Origin of the sequence: Serratia ureilytica (assembly GCF_017309605.1) — a bacterium.
Taxonomy (GTDB): Bacteria; Pseudomonadota; Gammaproteobacteria; order Enterobacterales; family Enterobacteriaceae; genus Serratia; species Serratia ureilytica.
In genome coordinates, this window is the sequence record NZ_CP071320.1 from 1,138,009 (window position 1) to 1,160,583 (window position 22,575).

A 22,575-nucleotide genomic window follows, 5' to 3' on the forward strand; every position below is an offset into this window, starting at 1 on the left:
AACATGGCCTTATTACAAATTAGTGAGCCTGGCCTCAGCGCCGCGCCGCACCAGCGACGTCTGGCCGCCGGCATCGACTTGGGCACCACCAACTCGCTGGTCGCCACGGTGCGCAGCGGGCAAGCGGAAACGCTGGCCGACGAACAGGGTCGCCATTTGCTGCCTTCGGTAGTGCATTATCAGGCGGACGCGCAGCGCGTCGGCTGGGAGGCGCGCCAACAGGCGGCGCAGGATCCGGCCAATACCGTCAGCTCCATCAAACGCATGATGGGCCGCTCGTTGGCGGACGTGCAGCAACGTTACCCGAACCTGCCGTACCAATTCCAAGCCAGCGACAACGGCCTGCCGCTGATCGTCACCGCCGCCGGCGCGGTTAACCCAGTCGGCGTCTCCGCCGATATCCTGCGAGCCCTGTCCGCGCGCGCGCAAGCGGCGCTGGAAGGCGAGCTGGACGGCGTCGTGATTACCGTTCCCGCTTACTTCGACGACGCGCAGCGCCAGGGCACCAAAGACGCGGCGCGTCTGGCCGGCCTGCACGTCCTGCGCCTGCTGAATGAGCCGACCGCGGCGGCGATCGCCTACGGGCTGGATTCCGGCCAGGAAGGGGTGATCGCGGTTTACGATCTGGGCGGCGGCACCTTTGATATCTCCATTCTGCGCCTCAGCCGCGGCGTGTTCGAAGTGCTGGCCACCGGCGGCGATTCCGCGCTGGGCGGCGACGATTTCGATCACCTGATGGCCGACTGGTTGCGCGAGCAGGCCGGCGTGGCCGATCGCAGCGATCACGGTGTGCAGCGCCAACTGCTGGACGCCGCCATCGCCGCCAAAATCGCGTTGAGCGATGCCGACAGCGTGCGCGTCGAGGTGGCCGGCTGGCAGGGCGAGGTGACCCGCGCCCAGTTCGAAGCGCTGATTGCTCCGCTGGTGAAACGTACGCTGATGGCCTGCCGCCGCGCGCTGAAAGATGCCGGCGTCGCCGCCGACGAGGTGCTGGAAGCGGTGATGGTCGGCGGTTCCACCCGCGTGCCGCTGGTGCGTGAGCAGGTGGGGGGCTTCTTCGGCCGCACGCCGCTGACGTCGATCGATCCGGATAAAGTGGTCGCCATCGGCGCCGCGATCCAGGCCGACATCCTGGTGGGCAACAAGCCGGACAGCGACATGCTGCTGCTGGACGTGATCCCGCTGTCGCTGGGCCTGGAAACCATGGGCGGCTTGGTGGAGAAAGTGATCCCGCGCAACACCACCATTCCGGTGGCGCGTGCACAGGAGTTCACCACCTTTAAAGATGGCCAGAGCGCGATGATGATCCACGTGCTGCAGGGCGAGCGCGAGCTGGTGCAGGATTGCCGTTCGCTGGCGCGCTTCACGCTGCGCGGCCTGCCGCCATTGCCTGCCGGGGGCGCGCATATTCGCGTCACCTTCCAGGTGGATGCCGACGGTCTGCTGAGCGTTACCGCGATGGAGAAATCCACCGGCGTCGAAGCCTCGATCCAGGTCAAGCCGTCGTACGGCCTGTCGGACAGCGAAATCGCCGGCATGATCAAGGATTCGATGGCCAACGCGCAAAGCGACGTGGGCGCGCGCAAGCTGGCGGAGCAACGCGTGGAAGCCGCGCGGGTGCTGGAAAGCCTGCAGGGCGCGCTGGCCACCGACGCCGCGCTGCTGAGCGAGGCGGAAAGCCAGGCGATCGCCGCCGCGACCCAGGCGTTGCAGCAGGCGGCGCAGGGTGAAGATCCCGCCGCTATCGAAGACGCCATCAAAACATTAGATGCACAAACGCAAGATTTTGCCGCGCGCCGCATGGACGCTTCCATTCGCCGCGCGCTGGCTGGCCATTCTGTGGATGAGGTTTAACCATGCCTAAAATTGTTTTCCTGCCCCATCAAGATCTGTGCCCGGAAGGGGCGGTTCTGGAAGCCGAAAAAGGGGAGTCGATCCTCAACGTTGCGCTGCGCAACGGCATTGAAATCGAGCATGCCTGCGAGAAATCCTGCGCCTGCACCACCTGCCACTGCATCGTGCGTGAAGGCTTCGATTCGCTGGAAGAGAGCAGCGAGCTGGAAGACGACATGCTGGACAAAGCGTGGGGGCTGGAGCCGGAAAGCCGTCTGAGCTGCCAGGCGCTGGTCGCCGACGAAGATCTGGTGGTCGAAATGCCGCGCTACACCGTCAACCACGCGCGTGAGCATTAATTGTTAGCCGCAGCGCCAACCCGGAGATCATAATGGGACTGAAGTGGACCGACAGCCGTGAAATCGGCGAAGCCCTGTACGACCAATACCCGGACACCGATCCGAAAACCGTGCGTTTTACCGACATGCATCAGTGGATCTGCGATCTGGAAGAGTTCGATGACGATCCGCAGGCTTCCAACGAAAAAATACTGGAAGCGATCCTGCTGGTCTGGTTAGATGAAGCGGAGTAAATAGCGTAACGGGCTGCCATGGGCGGCCCGTTTATTTTGTATCCGACATACCCGTCGTCTTTCAAACCGCAGCGTTGTTACCTGCACGATCACACCCCAGTCACTTACCTGAGTAAGCTCCTGGGGATGAGATCGCTGGGCGCCTAGCTGCAATTTGAAATCCATAGGGTATGCAATAAAGCCCTAATGAAATAATAAAGGGAACATCCGGAGTAAGAAGGCTATGACAACAGAATTCATGCAGGTCACGCTGTCGCAACAACCTGCCGACGCCCGCTGGGGCGAGAAAGCGCTGCTGAGCACCAACGGCGAAGGGATGACCATCCACCTGACCGGCGCCGACAAGCTGGGCGCGATCCAGCGCGCGGGCCGCAAAATTGACGGTCAGGGCATCAAAAACGTCAAGCTGGCCGGCGACGGTTGGGACTTGGAAAACAGCTGGGCGTTTTGGCAGGGTTACCGCGGGCCGAAAGGGCAGCGCAACGTCGAATGGGCCGAGCTGCCGGAAGCCGCGCGTCAGGAGCTGGATAAGCGCCTGAAGATCGTTGACTGGGTGCGCGACACCATCAATATGCCGGCGGAAGAGCTGGGGCCCGAGCAGCTGGCGACCCGCGCCGTCGATCTGATGTGCGACGTCGGCTGCGATGCCGTCAGCTACCGCATCACCAAGGGCGAAGATCTGCGCGAGCAGAACTATGCCGGCATCCACACAGTCGGCCGCGGCTCCGAGCGCCCACCGGTGCTGCTGGCGCTCGACTTCAACCCGACCGGTAACCCGGACGCGCCGGTGTTCGCCTGCCTGGTCGGCAAGGGCATCACCTTCGATACCGGCGGTTATAGCCTGAAACAGAGCGCCTTTATGGATTCGATGAAGGCTGACATGGGCGGCGCGGCCACCATCACCGGCGCCCTGGCGTTGGCGGCGGCGCGCGGCCTGAAGCAGCGCGTGAAGCTGTACCTGTGCTGCGCCGACAACATGGTCAGCGGCAACGCTTTCAAACTGGGCGACATCATTCGCTACCGCAACGGCAAAACCGTTGAGGTGATGAACACCGATGCGGAAGGGCGCCTGGTGTTGGCCGACGGCCTGATCGATGCCGCCGAGCAGAACCCGCAGCTGATTATCGACTGCGCCACCCTGACCGGCGCGGCCAAAACTGCGGTCGGCAACGATTACCATGCGCTGTTCAGCTTCGACGACGCGCTGGCGCAGGAGCTGCTGAGCAGCGCCGCCGCCGAGCAAGAACCGTTCTGGCGTCTGCCGCTGGCCGAGTTCCACCGCAGCCAGCTGCCGTCCAACTTCGCCGAGCTGAACAACGTGGCCGGCCCGGCCTACACCGCCGGCGCCAGCACCGCGGCGGCCTTCCTGTCGCACTTCGTCAAGAATTACCAGCAAGGCTGGCTGCACATCGACTGTTCCGCCACCTACCGCAAAGGCGCGGTGGAGCAGTGGTCGGCCGGCGCGACCGGTTTGGGCGTGCGTACCCTGGCCAATCTGCTGCTGAGCAAAGCCAAATAATTGAACGCCCGCCGCGTCGGGCGCTAGAATGCGCATTATCTTCGGGGCCCAGCATGCTGGGCCTCGTTATTTGATCCCTGGAGTTTGCCATGAGTGCCCATCATCACGATGCCGCCCCGAGCGAGAACGAACTTGAACGCCTGCTGAAGCTGGCGGTGACGGAGCCGGCCCACCGCCCGGCGTTCTTCCGTGAATTGCTCGACGCCACGGTGCTGATCCTCGGCGACAGCGAGCAGGTGCAGCAGGACGGCGACATCGCGCTGAACGCGGATACGCCGGTCAATATCCAGCATTGGGAGAAGCAGGACGGCGGCAGCATCATTCCGTTCTTCACCTCGCTGGAGGCATTGCAGAAGGCCGTTGAGGACGAACAGCCGTTTATCGCTATGCCGGCGCGGGTGTTGTTCGAAATCACCCAGGGCGCGGATCTGTTCCTCAACCCGAAGGCGGAATACGGCAAAGAGTTCTACCCGGAAGAGGTGGCGATGCTGCTGGCGACCGGCGGCGTCGTCAAACCGGTTGAGCATTACGTCGACAAAGAGACCCAAATCCTGTTGGGGCAGCCCGAAGAGTACCCGTCGGCGATGGTGGATGCGCTGACCACGCTGTTCAGCCAGCGCAAACCGGTGCGCCGCGCGTTTCTGGCGCTGATGCACGACCAGGCGGCGGACGAGAAGCCGAATTTGCTGATCGGGCTGGAAGTGGACGCCGAGTCGGCGGAGATCGAGGCGTTGATCAACGAGGCCGGCAGCGTCGCCAGCGAAACGGCGCCGAACGACGAACCGGTCGATTTCTGCCTGGTGTCGGAGAAAGAGCGCGGCATCAGCCACTACCTGATCGCCCATACGCAGCCGTTTTATCAGCGCCGCTGGGGCAGCTGGCTGCGCAATTTGATCCCGTCTACCGACAAGACCCAGTAGCGCCGCCACGTTGTCGAAAATGGCCCATGAAGATCATATTTTTTTAATGAAATGTTGATTTTCCCGTAGGCAAGCGTTAACGGCGCACATATAATCTGCGCCACTTGAGAAGGCCGGCAACATTGCAGACCGGCCTGTTTTGGAAGTCATACAGAGGCCATCATGACCGTAGAACGTACCTTTTCCATCGTTAAACCAAACGCTGTAGCCAACAACGACATCGGCGCTATCTACGCGCGTTTCGAGCGCGCCGGTTTCAAAATCATCGCCGCTAAAATGCTGCGTCTGACTCGCGAGCAAGCTGAAGGCTTCTACGCTGAGCACAAAGGCCGCCCATTCTTCGACGGTCTGGTTGAGTTCATGACCTCCGGCCCAATCATGGTGCAGGTTCTGGAATCTGAAAACGCCGTGCAGCGCAACCGCGACATCATGGGCGCAACCAACCCGGACAACGCGCTGGCCGGCACCCTGCGCGCCGACTACGCGGACAGCTTCACCGCTAACGCCGTGCACGGTTCCGACTCCGTTGAATCTGCACAGCGCGAAATCGCTTACTTCTTCAACGAAAGCGAAATCTGCGCACGTTAATCGTGCCGTTTCTTGGCTGATAACCAGGCATTCACCGGCTGAAACAATAAAAATGCCCTGAATGCCTTTCAGCCGTAGCCACCCGCTACTAAAATTTGTACAATGCCGCGCCCCTGATAAGACGACTTGTCAGGGGCGTGTTTTTAGTGCCGCCACCCGAATCATGCGGGCTGAAATGCACAACTTACTGTCCATTCTTTAGCGCCATAACGTGTAATAACGAGGCCAGAGATCATTATGTTAGAACCCATCACGTCCGAGCACACCGTGTCTGAAAATAATTCGCTGACTACCCCCTCCGTTAACGTGGAGCAACCGGCTGCGGCCAAAATCAACCTGCTGGACCTGAACCGCCAGCAAATGCGCGAGTTCTTCGCCGAAATGGGCGAGAAACCGTTCCGCGCCGATCAGGTGATGAAGTGGATTTACCACTACTGCTGCGACGATTTCGAGCAGATGACCGATATCAACAAAGTCCTGCGCGGCAAGCTGCAGCGCGTGGCGGAAATCCGCGCGCCGGAAGTGGCGGAAGAACAGCGCTCGGCCGACGGCACCATCAAGTGGGCGATCAAGGTGGGCGATCAGCAGGTCGAAACCGTGTACATCCCGGAAGCCGACCGCGCGACGCTGTGCGTCTCCTCGCAGGTGGGTTGCGCGCTGGAGTGCAAATTCTGTTCGACGGCGCAGCAGGGCTTCAACCGCAACCTGCGCGTGTCGGAAATCATCGGCCAGGTGTGGCGCGCGGCGAAAATCATCGGCGCACTGAAGGTGACCGGCCAACGCCCGATCACCAACGTGGTGATGATGGGCATGGGCGAACCGCTGCTCAACCTGAATAACGTGGTGCCGGCGATGGAAATCATGCTGGACGACTTCGGCTTTGGCCTGTCCAAACGCCGCGTGACCCTGTCTACCTCCGGCGTGGTGCCGGCGCTGGACAAGCTGGGCGACATGATCGACGTGGCGCTGGCCATTTCGCTGCACGCGCCTAACGACACCATCCGCGATGAGATCGTGCCGATCAACCGCAAGTACAACATCGAGACCTTCCTGTCCGCGGTGCGTCGCTACCTGGAGAAATCCAACGCCAACCAGGGGCGCGTCACCGTCGAGTACGTGATGCTGGATCATATCAACGACAGCACCGACGATGCGCATCAGTTGGCGGAAGTGCTGAAAGACACGCCGTGCAAGATCAACCTGATCCCATGGAACCCGTTCCCGGGCGCCCCTTACGGCCGCAGCTCCAACAGCCGGGTGGACCGTTTCTCCAAGGTGTTGATGGAATACGGCTTTACGACTATTGTTCGTAAAACCCGCGGTGACGATATCGACGCCGCCTGCGGGCAACTGGCGGGTGAAGTGATCGACCGTACCAAGCGTACCCTGAAAAAGAAAATGGCCGGGGAACCTATCAACGTACGGGCGGTCTGAATCCTATAGCACCTTTTTTGTTATCTAACAGCCTGTTATGCGAGATGTTGACGCTAATGGGCGTTAGCTGACGGCCGATAAGGAAATGAATGCGGGCATGAAGCTGAAACTGTGGGGTGTGTGGCTGGCGGTCGGGTTGTTGGCCGGGTGTTCCGGCTCATCGCCGGAAAAGGAAGCACAGGTCGCTGAGGCGGGCCAGACGCGGTTGCAGCTGGGGCTGGAGTACCTGCAGCAAGGTGACATGGACGCCGCGCGCCAGAACCTGGAAAAGGCGCTGGACGCGGCCCCGCAGGATTACCGCACGCAGTTGGGCATGGCGCTCTACGCGCAGCGGATCGGTGAAAACGCCGCGGCCGAACAGCGTTATCGGCAAGCGCTCAAACTTGCGCCGGGCAATGGCACCGTACTGAATAATTACGGTGCGTTTCTTTGCAGTTTAGGGCAGTATGTACCGGCGCAACAGCAGTTTAGCGCTGCGGCGCTGGCGCCCGATTATGGTCAGGTCGCTGACAGCCTGGAAAACGCAGGTTACTGTTTTCTCAAGGCCGGACAAAACGATGAAGCGCGCACGCTGTTGAGCCGCGCGCTGAAAGTCGATCCGGACAAAGGCGCTCCGCTGTTGGCGGAGGCCGAAAAGCAATTTGGAGAAGGGAAGCGCGCCCAGTCGCAACTTTTATTGGATGTTTATCAGCATGTTCTGCCGGCTAGCGCCAGCAGCTTATGGTTACAGATTCGTTTCGCCGCGTTAGCCGGCCGTCAGGATAGCGTTCAACGCTATGGCAAGCAGTTAGCGCGAAGTTTTCCACAATCCAAACAGTACCAGCAGTTCTTAGCTAATGAATACTGAAGCCTCCCAAGATAAAACCGTATCCATGACGACGGGCCAGCGCCTGCGTCAGGCCCGTGAGCAACTCGGGCTGAGCCAACAGGCCGTTGCAGAACGCCTGTGTCTCAAAATGTCCACCGTGCGCGATATCGAGGAAGACAGCGTGTCCGCTGACCTCGCGTCCACCTTCGTGCGCGGCTACATTCGTTCCTACGCCAAGCTGGTGCATTTGCCGGAAGACGAACTGCTGCCGATGCTGGCCAAGCAGGCGCCGTTGAAGATGGCGAAAGTGGCGCCGATGCAAAGCTTCTCGCTGGGCAAGCGCCGCAAGAAACGCGACGGCTGGCTGATGAGCTTCACCTGGCTTATCGTGTTCGTGGTGATTGGCCTGACCGGCGCCTGGTGGTGGCAAAACCACAAGGCGCAGCAGGAAGAGATCGCCACCATGGCCGATCAATCCTCCGCGCAGCTTTCACAGAATAACGAAGGGCAGTCCGTGCCGCTGACGGACGGCAACGCCGACGCCGGCACCAACGTGCCGTTGACCGACAACAGCGCCGCGCCGGCCGATACCGGCGCAGCGGCTCAGGCGCCGGCGGCGACCGCCCAGACGCCGGGCGCGGCTCAGCAACAGCCTGCCGTGGTGTCGCCAAGCCAGACCACCCTGCCGGAAACCGCGCCGGCGGCGCAATCGCCGCTGCCGACCGCCGATGCGGGCGTGGCTGCGCCGGCGGCCGATCCGAACGCGCTGGTGATGGATTTCTCCGCCGACTGCTGGCTGCAGGTGACCGACGCGAGCGGTAAAACGCTGTTCAGCGGCACCCAGAAGCAGGGCGGCAAGCTGAACCTGACCGGCACTGCGCCGTACAAACTGACCATCGGCGCGCCGGCGGCAGTACAGATCCAGTATCAGGGTAAACCGGTTGATTTGAGCCGGTTCGTTAAGTCAAACCGTGTTGCTCGCCTGACCGTCGCCGCGCAGTAATCGCGCGGCCCCGGTCGTGATGTCAGAGCAGCAATGGAGAGTAAGTAATGCATAACCAAGCGCCCATCAACCGTCGAAAATCTACACGCATTTACGTCGGCAAGGTGCCTATTGGTGATGGCGCGCCGATTGCCGTGCAGTCGATGACCAACACCCGTACCACCGATGTTGAAGCAACGGTTAATCAGATTAAAGCGCTGGAGCGCGTGGGCGTCGACATCGTCCGCGTTTCGGTTCCTACCATGGACGCCGCCGAGGCGTTCAAGCTGATCAAGCAGCAGGTCAACGTGCCGCTGGTCGCCGATATCCACTTCGATTATCGCATCGCGCTGCAGGTTGCCGAATACGGCGTGGACTGCCTGCGCATCAACCCGGGCAACATCGGCAACGAATCGCGCATTCGCTCGGTGGTGGACTGCGCCCGCGACAAGAACATCCCGATTCGCATCGGCGTCAACGGCGGTTCGCTGGAGAAAGATCTGCAGGAAAAGTACGGCGAACCTACGCCGGAAGCGCTGCTGGAATCCGCCATGCGCCACGTGGATATCCTCGATCGCCTCAACTTCGACCAGTTCAAGGTCAGCGTCAAGGCATCGGACGTGTTCCTGGCGGTGCAATCCTACCGTCTGCTGGCGTCGCGCATTGATCAGCCGCTGCATCTGGGCATCACCGAAGCTGGCGGCGCGCGCAGCGGGTCGGTCAAATCGGCCATCGGCCTGGGCATGCTGCTGTCTGAAGGCATCGGCGATACCCTGCGCATCTCGCTGGCGGCGGATCCGGTCGAAGAGGTGAAGGTCGGTTTCGACATTCTGAAGTCGCTGCGCATCCGCGCGCGCGGCATCAACTTCATCGCCTGCCCGACCTGTTCGCGTCAGGAGTTCGACGTGATCGGCACGGTGAACGCGCTGGAGCAGCGCCTGGAAGACATCATCACGCCGATGGACGTCTCGATCATCGGTTGCGTGGTGAACGGCCCGGGCGAAGCGCTGGTGTCCACCATGGGCGTGACCGGCGGCCACAAGAAGAGCGGCTTCTACGAAGACGGCGTGCGCCAGAAAGAGCGTTTCGACAACGAACAGATGATCGACCAGCTGGAAGCGAAGATTCGCGCCAAGGCCGCGATGATGGACGAAAGCAACCGTATCACGGTCAATCTGCTGGAAAAATAAGCGTTATCGCTACACGGCGGGCCTGTTGGCCCGCTTGTTTATGCACCTGAAGGGCGGAAAACCGCATCCGCGTTGAATACCGGGCGGCAAAGTCCCTATAATCAGGTTCATTTTTACAGACAACGGACAGAGAACTCACGTGGCAAAGAACATTCAAGCCATCCGCGGCATGAACGACTACCTGCCGGAAGAAACGGCATTATGGCAGCGTATTGAAGGCACCCTCAAGCAGGTGCTGGGCGGCTACGGTTACAGCGAAATCCGGTTGCCGATTGTAGAGCAGACCCCGTTATTCAAACGCGCGATCGGCGAAGTGACCGACGTCGTGGAAAAAGAGATGTATACCTTCGAAGACCGCAACGGCGAAAGCCTGACGCTGCGTCCGGAAGGGACGGCCGGCTGCGTGCGCGCCGGCATCGAACATGGTCTGCTGTACAATCAGGAACAGCGTCTGTGGTACATCGGCCCGATGTTCCGCTACGAGCGCCCGCAAAAGGGCCGCTATCGCCAGTTCCATCAGCTGGGCGCGGAAGTGTTCGGCCTGCAAGGCCCGGATATCGACGCCGAGCTGATCCTGCTGACCGCCCGCTGGTGGAAAGCGCTGGGCATCGCCGAGCACGTCAAGCTGGAGCTGAACTCCATCGGTTCGCTGGAGGCGCGCGCCAACTACCGCGATGCGCTGGTGGCGTTCCTGGAGCAGCACGTCGAGGTGCTGGACGAAGACTGCAAACGCCGCATGTACAGCAACCCGCTGCGCGTGCTGGACTCCAAGAATCCTGAGGTGCAGGCGCTGCTGAACGACGCGCCGCGCCTGTCCGAGTACCTGGATGAAGAATCCCGTGCTCACTTCGCCGGTCTGTGTGAACTTTTGGCGCAGGCAGGTATCCCATATACCGTTAACGAGCGCCTGGTGCGCGGTCTGGATTACTACAACCGCACCGTGTTTGAGTGGGTGACCACCAGCCTGGGCGCGCAGGGCACCGTCTGCGCGGGCGGCCGTTACGACGGTCTGGTCGAGCAGTTGGGCGGCCGCGCCACCCCGGCGGTCGGTTTCGCCATGGGCCTGGAGCGCCTGGTGCTGCTGGTGCAGGCGGTCAACCCGGAATTCAAGGCGCCGTCGGCTATCGACGTGTACGTCATCTCTTCCGGCGCGGGCACCCAGAGCGCGGCGATGCAGCTGGCTGAACAGGTGCGCGACGCGGCGCCGCAGCTGAAGCTGATGACCAATTACGGCGGCGGCAACTTCAAGAAGCAGATCACCCGTGCGGACAAATGGGGCGCGCGCATCGCGCTGATCCTGGGCGAGAGCGAAGTGGCGGCGCAGCAGGTGGTGGTGAAAGACCTGCGCAGTGGTGAACAAGAAACGCTGGCGCAAAGCGAAGTCGCTGCGCGTCTGGCTTTGATGTTAGGTTAAGGAGAAGGACACCGTGGAAGTCTATACCACTGAAAACGAACAAGTCGACGCACTGCGTCGGTTCTTTGCCGAGAACGGCAAAGCGCTGGCGGTGGGCGTGGTGCTCGGAATTGGTGCCCTGGTTGGCTGGCGTTACTGGCAGAGCCATGAAAACTCCAACATGATGGCGGCATCGCAATCCTATCAGGAAGCCAGCGATCGTCTGGCGGCCGGCAAGCCGGATGACGTGGCTGCCGCAGAGAAATTTGTCCAGGCCAACGGCAACAGCTACGGCGTACTGGCCGCGCTGCAGTTGGCCAAGCACTTTGTCGAACAGAATGATTTCGCCAAGGCGGAACAACAATTGGCGCTGGCGCAGGGCCAGACCAAAGACGACAACCTGTTGGCGATGATCGACCTGCGTCTGGCGCGCGTCCAGCTGCAGGAGAAAAAGCTGGATGAAGCGCTGAAAACGCTGGATGGCGTGAAAGGCGAAGGCTGGGCGGCGATGATGCAGGATGTGCGCGGCGATGTGCTGCTGGCGAAGGGCGACGCCAAGGGCGCGCGCGAAGCTTACAGCAAAGGCATTGAGTCCAACGCTTCTCAAGCGCTGCAGGTTCTGCTGCGCATGAAATTGAATAACTTGTCCAGCTAAGGGGAATTCCCATGCAATTGCGTAAAACACTCTTGGTCGGACTGGTTTCCGCTGCCTTGCTGAGTGGTTGCTCGCTGTTTAACAGCGAAGAAGACGTGGTTACCATGTCGCCGTTGCCGAAAGTTGAAAATCAGTTTACGCCGAACAAGGCGTGGAGCACCTCGGTGGGCGACGGTATCGGTGAGTATTACTCCCACCTGCGTCCGGCCTATCAGGACAGCACCATTTACGCCGCCGATCGCTTCGGCATCGTGAAAGCGATGGATGCCGACAGCGGCAACGAGAAGTGGAAGGTCAATCTTTCCGAGAAGACCGGCTTCTTCTCCAGCAACCTGTCTGCGCTGCTGTCGGGCGGCCTGACGGTTGCGGGTGACAAGGTTTACGTCGGCAGCGAAAAAGCGGTGGTTTACGCATTGAACACCGCCGACGGCGCCATCGCCTGGCAGACCAAAGTGGCCGGCGAAGCGATCTCCCGTCCGGTTGTCAGCGACGGCATGGTGTTGGTGCATACTTCCAACGGCATGCTGCAGGCGCTGAACGAAGCCGACGGCGCGGTGAAGTGGACGGTTAACCTGGATATGCCTTCGCTGTCGCTGCGCGGTGAATCCGCGCCAGCCGTCGCCTTTGGCGCCGCCATCGTCGGCGGTGACAACGGCCGCGTCAGCGCCGTGCTGATGCAGCAGGGCCAACTGATCTGGCAACAGCGCATTTCTCAGCCGAGCGGCGCGACCGAAATCGATCGCCTGAACGACGTGGACACCACGCCGGTGATCGTTGACGGCGTGGTCTACGCGCTGGGTTACAACGGCAACCTGACGGCGCTGGATCTGCGTTCCGGTCAGATCATCTGGAAACGCGAGCTGGGTTCGGTGAATGATTTCATCGTCGACGCGGGCCGCATCTACCTGATCGACCAGAACGATCGCGTGGTGGCGCTCAGCACCGAAGGCGGCGTGACCGTGTGGACGCAAAGCGATCTGCTGCACCGCAACCTGACGCCGCCGGTGATGTATAATGGTTATCTGGTGACCGGTGACGCCGAAGGCTATCTGCACTGGGTCAACACCACCGATGGCCGTTTTGTCGCCCAGCAGGAAGTGGACAGCTCCGGCTTCCTGTCTGCGCCGATGGTGGCCGGCGACAAGCTGGTCATCCAGGCTCGCGGCGGGAAAGTTTACGCTTTCACCCGCTAACGCCGCTCGTCGCAAGGCTTGCAAACGGCTCCTGAATGTTCAGGGGCCGTTTCGTATTTTTATAAGCTGCACCGCTGGTGTCTATCCACAGTGCAGTAACGCATTGATTATTAAGTAATGAGGCTTCAACAATGATACCTGTCGTCGCGCTGGTCGGGCGCCCGAATGTGGGTAAATCCACCTTGTTCAACCGTTTAACCCATACGCGCGATGCGCTGGTGGCGGATTTCCCGGGGCTGACGCGTGACCGCAAGTATGGTCGTGCTGAAATCGAAGGCAATGAATTTATCATCGTCGATACCGGCGGCATCGACGGCACCGAAGACGGCGTCGAAACGCGCATGGCCGGTCAGTCGCTGCTGGCGATCGAAGAAGCGGACATCGTGCTGTTCATGGTCGACGCCCGCGCCGGCCTGATGCCGGCGGATCAGGGCATCGCCCAGCACCTGCGCAGCCGCCAGAAGGCGACATTCCTGGTGGCCAACAAGACCGACGGTCTGGATCCGGACACCGCCACCGCCGATTTCTACTCGCTCGGTCTGGGTGAAGTGTTCGCTATCGCCGCTTCTCACGGCCGCGGCGTGACCCAGCTGATTGAACACGTGCTGGTGCCGTTCGTGCCGGAAAAACCGGAAGACGTCGAGCTGACCGAGGAAGAGGCCAACGCCGCTTACTGGGCCGAGCAAAACGGCGAAACGCTGGAAGGCGAAGAAGACGAAGAGCCGGAAGAAGCGTTCAATCCGCAGGATCTGCCGATCAAACTGGCGATCGTCGGCCGCCCGAACGTAGGTAAGTCTACGCTCACTAACCGTATCCTCGGCGAGGAGCGCGTGGTGGTGTACGACATGCCGGGCACTACCCGCGACAGCATCTACATTCCGATGGTGCGTGACGAACGCGAATACGTGCTGATCGACACCGCCGGGGTGCGCAAACGCGGCAAGGTGACCGAAACCGTCGAGAAATTCTCGGTGATCAAGACCCTGCAGGCGATTGAAGACGCCAACGTGGTGCTGCTGGTGATTGACGCGCGTGAAGGCATCTCCGATCAGGACCTCTCGCTGCTCGGCTTTATCCTCAATAGTGGGCGCTCACTGGTGATTGCGGTCAACAAGTGGGACGGCATGAGCGAAGAAGATCGCGAGCACGTGAAAGAGATGCTCGATCTGCGTCTGGGCTTCGTCGACTTCGCGCGCGTGCACTTTATTTCCGCCCTGCACGGCAGCGGCGTCGGCAACCTGTTCGAATCGGTACAGGAAGCCTACGAGTGCGCAACCCGTCGCGTAAACACCTCGATGCTGACCAAAATCATGCAGATGGCGGTTGACGATCACCAGCCGCCGTTGGTGCGCGGCCGCCGCGTGAAGCTGAAATACGCCCACGCCGGCGGTTACAACCCGCCGATCGTGGTGATCCACGGCAACCAGGTCAGCGATCTGGCCGATTCGTACAAGCGCTACCTGATGAACTACTTCCGTCGCTCGCTGAACGTGATGGGGACGCCGATCCGCATCCAGTTCAAAGAGGGCGACAACCCGTTCGCCGGCAAACGCAACCTGCTGACGCCGACCCAGATGCGTAAGCGCAAACGCCTGATGAGCCACCTGAAAAAGAGCAAGTAATCGCTCATGAGGGGCGCGGCAGTGATGCCGCGCCCCTTTTTTATTGGCCCGAAATCGTTTTATTATCTGAAGATTACCTCGCCTGTCTGAAGGAACACCATGTCCTGGGAAACCTGGAGTTTTGCGTTCGACGTCACCGTGCCCAATCTGCTGATGATGCTGCTGGGGATCCTGTTGCGCCATTGGCGCCTGATGGATGACCGCTTCGTCGACGGCGCGACCCGCCTGGTGTTCAATCTGGCGCTGCCGTGCCTGCTGTTTTTCAGCATCGCTACCAACCATCCGCAGCTGCTCGGCAATCTGCCGCTGGTGCTGTTCGGCGCGGTCGGCACGCTGGCGACCTTCCTGCTGCTGGAGCTGGCGGCCAGGTGGGTGGTGAAAGAACCGCGTGAGCGCGGGGTGTTCGTGCAGGGCGGGTTTCGCGCCAACACCGCCATCGTCGGTCTGGCCTACGCCATGACCGCCTACGGCAGCGAAGGCATTGCGCTCGCCTCGCTGTACCTGACGGTGACCGTGATCCTGTTCAACATACTGTCGGTCATCACCCTCACGCGCAGCCTGCAGGGCGGGCAGGGCAAGAAAATCAGCCACCTGTCGCTGCTGCGCAGCATTGTCACCAATCCGCTGATCATCGGCCTGGTGTGCGGGCTGCTGTATGCGCAAACCGGGCTGGGTATCCCGACCGTGATCCGCCAAACCGGCAGCTATATCTCCGCGCTGTCGCTGCCGTTGGCGCTGCTGTGCACCGGCGCCAGCCTGGATTTCCGCGCCATGTTCCGCTCGTCCAACGTGGCGGCGCTGTCGTCGGCGGCCAAGCTGTTTCTGGTGCCGTTCCTGATGACGCTGGCCGGCTGGCTGTGCGGGTTTCAGGGGGCGGCGTTGGGCATCATCTTCCTGTTTTCCGCCACGCCGACCGCTTCGGGCAGCTATGTGATGACGCGCGCCATGGGCGGCAACGCCACGCTGGCGGCCAACATTATCGCTATCACCACCGTCGGGTCGTTCTTCACCACCGCGTTGGGGATCTATTTCTTGCGCTCATGGGGCGCGATTTAACCTGGGAGCTGTTATGGATGCGCATTGTCCGCACTGTCGTCAGACCATGAATTGGGTAGCGGGTCACTACCATTGTGCCGCCTGTCAGCGCGATTATCGGCAGCTGGCGAGCTGCCCGGAGTGCGGGCAGCCGCTGCAAGAGTTGAAGGCCTGCGGGGCGGTGGATTACCTGTGCCAGAACGGGCACGGGCTGATCTCCAAAAAACGGGTGAATTTCAGCTATCAGCCGCTGTAAGCCCTCACTCATCCACCTGGCCGGTTTTCCACAAATCCACCAGCGCCTGCGGCGCGCTGCTTTCCGGGATTAACAGCACGATCTCGGTGCTCAGGGTGGGGCTGGTGTAGTTGATCTGTACGCGGTAGTAGCGCTGGTCGCCGCAGCCGGGGGAGTTGGGTTGGCCCTCTTCCTGGGCGTACGGCAGCGTCTGATTCAGCAACTGATTCAGGCGCTGCCGTTGCTCCGGCGTGATATCGGCCAGCGCAATGCGGCGCTGGCCCGCCAGTTTGGGAATGTAGGCGAAGCCTCCCTCGCGCGCCAGCTCAATGACCGTATCCTGATTGAGCGTCGGCAGCGGTTTCATTACTCCACCCCCACCTGATGCCAAGCCTGCTGCACCTTGTCCGCCACGCTTTGATCGAAACGCGCCTGCGCGTGTTTCACCGTGGCGCGGGCGAAGGTGGCGAAGTCGGCGTTTTGCGGCAGCGCTTTGTCGCACACCGTGTCATACCAGACGTAGCCGGCTTTTTCCCAGGCGAAGCCGCCCAGCGCGGTTGCCGCCAGGTAGAACGCGCGGTTGGGAATGCCGGAGTTGAGGTGCACGCCGCCGTTGTCTTCCTTGGTCTGGATGTAATCCTTCATGCTGGCGGGCTGCGGGTCTTTGCCCAGCAGCGGGTCGTCGTAGGCGGTGCCGGGCGCTGACATCGAGCGCAGCCCTTTGCCTTTGATGCCCTTGGCGAGCAGACCGGCGCCGATCAGCCAGTCGGCTTTATCGGCGGTTTGCTGCAGGTGGAATTGCTTGACCAACGAACCGAACACGTCAGACAGCGATTCGTTGAGCGCGCCGGACTGCTGGTAGTAGATCAGCCCGGCTTCGCTCTCGGTCACGCCGTGCGTCAGCTCATGGCCGACCACGTCGATGGCGATGGTGAAACGGTTGAAGATCTCGCCGTCGCCGTCTCCGAACACCATCTGCTGGCCGTTCCAGAAAGCGTTCTGGTACTCCTTGCCGTAGTGCACGCTGCCGACCAGCGGCAGCCCTTTATTATCCAGCGAATTGCGCCGGTAGGCCTGCCAGAAGAAATCGTAGGTGACGCCGAGATAGTCGTAGGCCTCGTCCACCGCCACGTCGTGGTTGCTGGGCTGCCCCTCCTTGCGCACCTGTTTGCCGGGCAGTTGGGTGCCGTTCTGGGCGTCGTAGATATCGCGGAGCGCTTCGCCGGCTCGGGCGTTTTTCTCGGTCGGTGAACGCAGCGGCTTGTTGCCGAGCAGGCTTTGCACGTGGTTCAGGGTGTGCAGCGCGCAGTCGCGCTGCGGGGCGTTACCGTGTTCAATAATGCGGCGCAGCATGTAGGGAGGAATAACGGAACGCATGCGCTGGGCTGGCATAGTGGCTCTCCTTAGGCAAAAAATTTACCTCATCGAATGAATGCACTGAGCCTAAGTGTAGTCTACTCGTCATAAAGCCTGTGGTTATGCGTGCTCACCGCCGGGGTGGTCTTGTGGGGACTGATGCGCCGCACCGAAGCGCGTACCGCCAACCGGCCATGCAGCAGCAGGTTGCACGGCGGCGCGTCGGCGCGCAGCATGCGCCGCTGCAGCAGCTGGATCGCCTCGTAGCCCAGCTCATCACGCGGCACCTGTACCGAGGTCAGCGGCACGTCGTGTATTTCCGCCAGGTTGAAGCCATCGGTGCTCATCACCGATACGTCGCCCGGTACGCTCAGCCCCAGCTTGTTGAGCGCCTTGACCGCCCCGACCGCCATGTAGTCGCCGCCGGCCAGGATCGCCGTCGGCAGCGGGGCGCGGTTCAGGTAGGTGCTCAGCGCCTGTTCGGCCTCTTCGCTGCCGAAGCCGGAAGTGGTCACCAGATGGCGGCCGTCGTCGAACGGCAGATGATGCCGCGCGTAGGCCTGCCGGATGCCCGCCAGCCGCAGCTCCATGGTGTGGCGGCGCAGACACTGCAGGTTGAGGATATGGCTGTGCCCCTGCTGGAACAGATAGCTGGCGGAATAGTCGCCGATCAGCTGATGATCCGGCGAGACGCTGTCCAGCCGCATCTGCCGATCGGTGCAGTTGATCAGCACGCAGGGCTTGGGCAGATCGGCCGCCAGGGTATGGATGTGTTCGTCGTCGATGCCGATGATCAGCGCCGCTTCGGTGTGCGGATCGCTCATTTTTTCCAGAAACAGCGCGCCGTCGCTGTGCTGCTCTTCCAGGCCGCAGTAACGGATGCGCACCTCGTGCTGCATCAGTGCGGCGGCGATGCCCTGAATGACCTTGTAGTAGAAGATATCGGTGCGCACGTCGAACGCGCGCTGCGGCGCGAACACCATCACATTGTTCAACATCAATCGGCCGCTGGAAATGCCCTGTAGAATGCCGTTTTGCTGCGCGCATTCCAGCACCTTGCGGCGCGCTTCGGCGCTGGTGTTGGCCTTGCCCGCCAGCACGCGGGAAACGGTGCTGATCGACAGCCCGGTTTGGCGGGCGATCTCCTGGATTTTCAGCTTCCCGTTCATTTTGTGATCTCCTTCAAATTCGTCCATGAGAATATTTTCACTGCGGCTTTTCAGCACTTTGACTGGATCCTGCGGCCATTATGACTATTTTTTCACCCGCCTGTGAAAATCTTTGCAAAAAACCCCGTTTCGCTGTGCGTGATCGCTGAGTAGTCTGCATTGGTACACCAATTTTAACGACTTGTCAGTCCAATTTTAACGGTGTGCAAAGAAGAAAACAAAAAATAAATCATGGGGTTGTGATGGACTGCCTGTCTGTTATGCGGGCGTTGGCCTGTGTTCACCGTCCCCTTTTGATAGCGCAATGTACCCTACCAATGCGCGCGTCGCTGTCATGGGCGGCCGCGGGGAGAGAACCGATGAGTGTGGAGATCAATCAGACGGTCGCGCAGAGCGGCCGGCGCAAGTTCAAATCGCTACGCTGGTGGATGCTGGCGCTGTTCTTGTTGGGCGTCACGGTCAACTACATTACCCGCAACTCGCTGGGCATTCTGGCGCCGGAACTGAAAACCAGCCTGAACATGAGCACCGAGCAATATGCCTGGGTGGTGGCGTCGTTCCAGTTGGCCTATACGGTATTTCAGCCGATCTGCGGCTGGCTGATCGACGTCATCGGCCTGAAGATGGGCTTTCTGATCTGCGCGGGCATTTGGGCGGTGGTGTGCATGCTGCACGCCGGCGCCGGCAGCTGGCTGCAACTGGCCATTTTGCGCTTCTTCATGGGGGGCGCGGAGGCGGCGGCCACCCCGGCCAACGCCAAGGCGATCTCCGACTGGTTCCCGAAGAAGGAGCGTCCGATCGCCGCCGGCTGGGCGGGCGTCGGTTTCTCCATCGGCGCCATGCTGGCGCCGCCGATCATCGTCATCGCCCACGTCTCCTTCGGCTGGCAGGGCGCGTTCCTGTTCTCGGGCGGGCTGGCGCTGATCTGGGTAGTGCTGTGGTGGCTGTTCTACCACTCGCCCCAGCAGCACCCGAACCTCAGCCAACAAGAGCTGGATCTGATCCGTGAAGACAACGAGCCGGTGCTGCCGAAGCTGCCGTTCTTCACTTCGCTGGCCAGCCTGTGCAAGAACAAGAAATTCTATGGCATCGCCATCCCGGCCTTTCTCGCCGAGCCGGCCTGGGCGGTCTTCAGTTTCTGGGTGCCGCTGTACCTGGCCACCGAACGCGGCATGGATCTGAAGCAGATCGCGATGTTCGCCTGGCTGCCGTTCCTGGCGGCGGATATCGGCAGCGTCGCCAGCGGCTATCTCACCACCCTGTATCGCAAATGGTTCGGCTGCAGCCGCGTCAACTCGGTGGTCGCCAGCTCGGTGACCGGCGCTTTCCTGATGGTGTCGCTGGCGTTCGTCGCGATCACCCAAAATCCCTATGTGGCGATCGCGCTGATCTCGATCGGCGGCTTCGGCCACCAGGTGATCTCCTGCATGCTCAGCGCGCTGGTGGTGGAGTCGTTCGATAAAAACCAGATGGCGACGGTCAACGGCATGCGCGGCTCCAGCGCCTGGATCGCCAGCTTCCTGTTCACGCTCCTGATCGGCGCGGTATCCGACACCCTCGGTTTCAACCCGCTGTTTATCGCGATGGGCTTCTTCGATCTGATCGGCGCTGTGTTCCTGATTGCCCTGATCGCCGAGCGCGGCGGTAAGAAAACCCCTTCACACAGCTAAGTGGGATATTTATGAAAACCTTGAAAAATTGGACGCTGGCGGCGCAGCATGCCGACCATGTCGAGCTGCTGGTCGATGAACGTCACCGTTTCTGTCTGTACGTGCTGGAAGACGGTTTGTTCCGCGTGTTGATCAAGCGCAACGGCGAGCTGGCGCTGGATCGCACCTGGAGCATCGCGCCGCAGGAGGATGTGTCTTGGGAAGGGCGCGAACGGCTCAGCGTCGCCGGCTTCAGCCTGCCGGGCTATCAGCTGCGCCAGGAGAGCGGTCGGCTGGTGGTCAGCACGCCTCTGCTGCGCGTGACGGTGCATCAGCCGCTGTGGTTGGAATGGGAGCATTGCAATGCCGCTGGCGAGTGGCGGCCGCTGGCGGCGGATCGGCCGACCAGCGCCTACCTGCTCAACGCGCACGGCGACGGCGTGGCGCATTACCAGCGGCGTTTCGCCGATGAGCGCTATTACGGCCTGGGGGAGAAGGCCGGCGATCTGGAACGCACCGGCCGCCGCTTCGAGATGCGCAACCTGGACGCGATGGGCTACAACGCCGCCAGCACCGATCCGCTGTACAAGCACATTCCGTTTACCATCACCCGCGGGCCGGAGGCGAGCTTCGGCCTGTTCTACGACAACCTGAGCAGCTGCTGGCTGGATCTGGGCAACGAGATCGACAACTACCATACGGCCTACCGCCGCTATCAGGCCGAAGCGGGCGATCTGGATTACTACCTGTTCCTCGGGCCGAAGGTTTTGGATGTCACCAAGGCGTTCGTGCGCCTGACCGGCCGCACCCACTTCGGGCCGAAGTGGAGCCTGGGCTACAGCGGTTCGACCATGCACTACACCGACGCGCCGGACGCCCAGCAGCAGCTGCAACAGTTCATTGCGCTGTGCCGTCAACATGCCATCCCCTGCGACTCTTTCCAGCTGTCGTCGGGCTACACCTCGATCAACAACAAACGCTACGTGTTTAACTGGAACTATGACAAGGTGCCGCAGCCTAGGCTGCTCAGCCAGGCGTTTCACGACGCCGGCCTCAAGCTGGCGGCCAACATCAAGCCGTGCCTGCTGCAGGATCATCCGCAGTATCAAGAGGTGGCGGCGCAGGGGCTGTTTATCCGCGATTCGCAAAGCGACGCGCCGGAACGCTCCAGCTTCTGGGACGACGAAGGATCGCACCTCGACTTCACCAATCCGGCGACGGTGCGATGGTGGCAGCAGGGCGTCACACAGCAGCTGCTGGAGATGGGCATCGATTCGACCTGGAACGACAACAACGAGTACGAAGTGTGGGACGGCGAAGCACGCTGCCACGGCTTTGGACGGCCGATCGCCATCAAACATCTCCGCCCGGTGATGCCGCTGCTGATGATGCGCGCCTCGATGGAGGCCCAGTTGCGCTTTGCGCCGCAGCGGCGGCCGTACCTGATCTCGCGCTCCGGCTGCGCCGGCATGCAGCGCTACGTGCAGACCTGGAGCGGCGATAATCGCACCAGCTGGCAGACGCTGCGCTACAACATTCGCATGGGGTTGGGCATGAGCCTGTCCGGGTTGTATAACCTCGGCCATGACGTCGGTGGCTTCTCCGGTGACAAACCGGACGCGGAGCTGCTGGTGCGCTGGGTACAAAACGGCGTGATGCACCCGCGTTTCACCATCCACTCCTGGAATGACGACGCCACGGTCAACGAACCCTGGATGTACCCGGCCGCCACCCCGGCGGTGCGCGAGGCGATCAACCTGCGTTACCGGCTGCTGCCGTATTTCTACACGCTGCTGTGGCAGGCCTGCGCCGACGACGAGCCGATGCTGCGCCCGACTTTTCTCGATCACGAACAGGATGCGCGCACCTTTGGCGAAAACGACGATTTTCTGATTGGCCGCGATCTGCTGGTGGCCAGCGTGGTGGAGCCGGGGCAACGTCGCCGTTCGGTGTATCTGCCGGATAACGGCGAAGGCTGGTACTGCTTCTACAGCGGCCAGTGGTTCGGCGGCGGCCAGACGGTGACGCTGGCGGCGCCGTTGGAGCGTCTGCCGCTGCTGGTGCGCGCCGGGGCGGCGCTGCCGCTGTCGCAGCGGTTGGCGCATGTGGACGTGGCCGCCGACGATCGGCGCGAGCTGCGGCTGTTTCCGCTCAAGGGCGGCGGGGCGAGCGGCGGGCTGCTGTTTGAGGACGACGGCGAAAGCGACGGCTGGCGGCAGGGCGAGGCGCTGTGGCTGCGCTGGGAAATGCGCTGCGACCATCAGCGCATCATGCTGGATATCACGACGGAAGGGCATTTCCGCCCGGCCTGGCGCACGCTGACGCTCAGCCTGCCGGAAGGCGAAACGCGCGCGCTGTGGGTGAACGGTGAACCGGGCGAGCGTTTTACGCTGGAGTAGGGC

21 protein-coding genes are annotated in these 22,575 nt (G+C 61.6%); 18 read left to right on the forward strand and 3 right to left on the reverse strand.

Going from position 1 to position 22,575, the window contains the following annotated elements:
* Positions 1-3: 3 nt before the first annotated feature.
* From hscA to J0X03_RS05345, 16 genes are all read left to right on the forward strand, one after another.
* A complete protein-coding gene (gene hscA / locus J0X03_RS05270) occupies positions 4-1,854 on the forward strand; it encodes a Fe-S protein assembly chaperone HscA (protein WP_160204493.1) in 1,851 nt (616 codons plus the stop codon).
* Between the two features lie 2 nt (positions 1,855-1,856).
* Complete coding sequence (gene fdx, locus J0X03_RS05275; protein ID WP_004941417.1) at positions 1,857-2,192, forward strand: ISC system 2Fe-2S type ferredoxin; 336 nt, start codon at positions 1,857-1,859, stop codon at positions 2,190-2,192.
* Between the two features lie 32 nt (positions 2,193-2,224).
* Positions 2,225-2,425 (forward strand): Fe-S cluster assembly protein IscX, encoded by a 201-nt coding sequence (iscX, locus tag J0X03_RS05280; RefSeq protein ID WP_006327336.1) that lies wholly within the window; start codon positions 2,225-2,227, stop codon positions 2,423-2,425.
* Positions 2,426-2,648: 223 nt separating this feature from the next.
* On the forward strand, positions 2,649-3,944 hold the full coding sequence (gene pepB / locus J0X03_RS05285; RefSeq protein ID WP_160880170.1) for an aminopeptidase PepB: 1,296 nt from the start codon (positions 2,649-2,651) through the stop codon (positions 3,942-3,944).
* Positions 3,945-4,033: 89 nt separating this feature from the next.
* Entirely contained in the window at positions 4,034-4,864 is an 831-nt protein-coding gene (gene sseB, locus J0X03_RS05290) for an enhanced serine sensitivity protein SseB (RefSeq protein ID WP_160204492.1), read from the forward strand.
* A 162-nt stretch (positions 4,865-5,026) separates the two neighbouring features.
* Positions 5,027-5,452, forward strand: a complete 426-nt coding sequence (ndk, locus tag J0X03_RS05295; protein WP_004941424.1) for a nucleoside-diphosphate kinase — start codon at positions 5,027-5,029, stop codon at positions 5,450-5,452.
* A 237-nt stretch (positions 5,453-5,689) separates the two neighbouring features.
* Positions 5,690-6,886, forward strand: coding sequence for a dual-specificity RNA methyltransferase RlmN (gene rlmN / locus J0X03_RS05300; protein ID WP_004941426.1), 1,197 nt, complete (start codon positions 5,690-5,692; stop codon positions 6,884-6,886).
* A 97-nt stretch (positions 6,887-6,983) separates the two neighbouring features.
* On the forward strand, positions 6,984-7,733 hold the full coding sequence (pilW, locus tag J0X03_RS05305) for a type IV pilus biogenesis/stability protein PilW (RefSeq protein ID WP_033644344.1): 750 nt from the start codon (positions 6,984-6,986) through the stop codon (positions 7,731-7,733).
* A complete protein-coding gene (gene rodZ / locus J0X03_RS05310) occupies positions 7,723-8,697 on the forward strand; it encodes a cytoskeleton protein RodZ (RefSeq protein ID WP_033644090.1) in 975 nt (324 codons plus the stop codon). Before pilW ends, rodZ begins: the two co-directional genes overlap by 11 nt.
* 47 nt (positions 8,698-8,744) lie before the next feature.
* Entirely contained in the window at positions 8,745-9,866 is a 1,122-nt protein-coding gene (gene ispG, locus J0X03_RS05315; protein ID WP_016929756.1) for a flavodoxin-dependent (E)-4-hydroxy-3-methylbut-2-enyl-diphosphate synthase, read from the forward strand.
* Positions 9,867-10,005: 139 nt separating this feature from the next.
* Complete coding sequence (hisS, locus tag J0X03_RS05320; RefSeq protein WP_025303909.1) at positions 10,006-11,280, forward strand: histidine--tRNA ligase; 1,275 nt, start codon at positions 10,006-10,008, stop codon at positions 11,278-11,280.
* 13 nt (positions 11,281-11,293) lie between these two features.
* Positions 11,294-11,914 (forward strand): YfgM family protein, encoded by a 621-nt coding sequence (locus tag J0X03_RS05325; protein ID WP_033635592.1) that lies wholly within the window; start codon positions 11,294-11,296, stop codon positions 11,912-11,914.
* Between the two features lie 11 nt (positions 11,915-11,925).
* Entirely contained in the window at positions 11,926-13,107 is a 1,182-nt protein-coding gene (gene bamB, locus J0X03_RS05330) for an outer membrane protein assembly factor BamB (protein WP_046687651.1), read from the forward strand.
* 131 nt (positions 13,108-13,238) lie between these two features.
* A complete protein-coding gene (gene der, locus J0X03_RS05335; RefSeq protein WP_004941442.1) occupies positions 13,239-14,729 on the forward strand; it encodes a ribosome biogenesis GTPase Der in 1,491 nt (496 codons plus the stop codon).
* A 99-nt stretch (positions 14,730-14,828) separates the two neighbouring features.
* On the forward strand, positions 14,829-15,785 hold the full coding sequence (locus tag J0X03_RS05340; RefSeq protein ID WP_033651565.1) for an AEC family transporter: 957 nt from the start codon (positions 14,829-14,831) through the stop codon (positions 15,783-15,785).
* Positions 15,786-15,798: 13 nt separating this feature from the next.
* Positions 15,799-16,020, forward strand: a complete 222-nt coding sequence (locus tag J0X03_RS05345) for a zinc ribbon domain-containing protein (protein WP_004941446.1) — start codon at positions 15,799-15,801, stop codon at positions 16,018-16,020.
* A 4-nt stretch (positions 16,021-16,024) separates the two neighbouring features.
* On the opposite strand, the gene J0X03_RS05350 is transcribed toward J0X03_RS05345, so the two are convergent.
* From J0X03_RS05350 to J0X03_RS05360, 3 genes are all read right to left on the reverse strand, one after another.
* On the reverse strand, positions 16,025-16,366 hold the full coding sequence (locus tag J0X03_RS05350; RefSeq protein ID WP_016929750.1) for a protealysin inhibitor emfourin: 342 nt from the start codon (positions 16,364-16,366) through the stop codon (positions 16,025-16,027).
* Complete coding sequence (locus J0X03_RS05355) at positions 16,366-17,391, reverse strand: M4 family metallopeptidase (protein WP_046687648.1); 1,026 nt, start codon at positions 17,389-17,391, stop codon at positions 16,366-16,368. The genes J0X03_RS05350 and J0X03_RS05355 overlap by 1 nt, the downstream gene beginning before the upstream one ends.
* A 62-nt stretch (positions 17,392-17,453) precedes the next feature.
* Positions 17,454-18,524 (reverse strand): LacI family DNA-binding transcriptional regulator, encoded by a 1,071-nt coding sequence (locus tag J0X03_RS05360; RefSeq protein WP_033651630.1) that lies wholly within the window; start codon positions 18,522-18,524, stop codon positions 17,454-17,456.
* 359 nt (positions 18,525-18,883) lie between these two features.
* Between J0X03_RS05360 and J0X03_RS05365 the strand changes: the two genes are divergently transcribed.
* The gene (locus J0X03_RS05365) at positions 18,884-20,194 is read left to right on the forward strand and encodes an MFS transporter (RefSeq protein ID WP_101453852.1); all 1,311 of its coding nucleotides are present in this window, start codon (positions 18,884-18,886) and stop codon (positions 20,192-20,194) included.
* Between the two features lie 11 nt (positions 20,195-20,205).
* Positions 20,206-22,572: a glycoside hydrolase family 31 protein gene (locus tag J0X03_RS05370; RefSeq protein ID WP_160204491.1), complete on the forward strand. Its 2,367-nt coding sequence runs from the start codon at positions 20,206-20,208 to the stop codon at positions 22,570-22,572.
* The last annotated feature ends 3 nt before the right edge of the window (positions 22,573-22,575 follow it).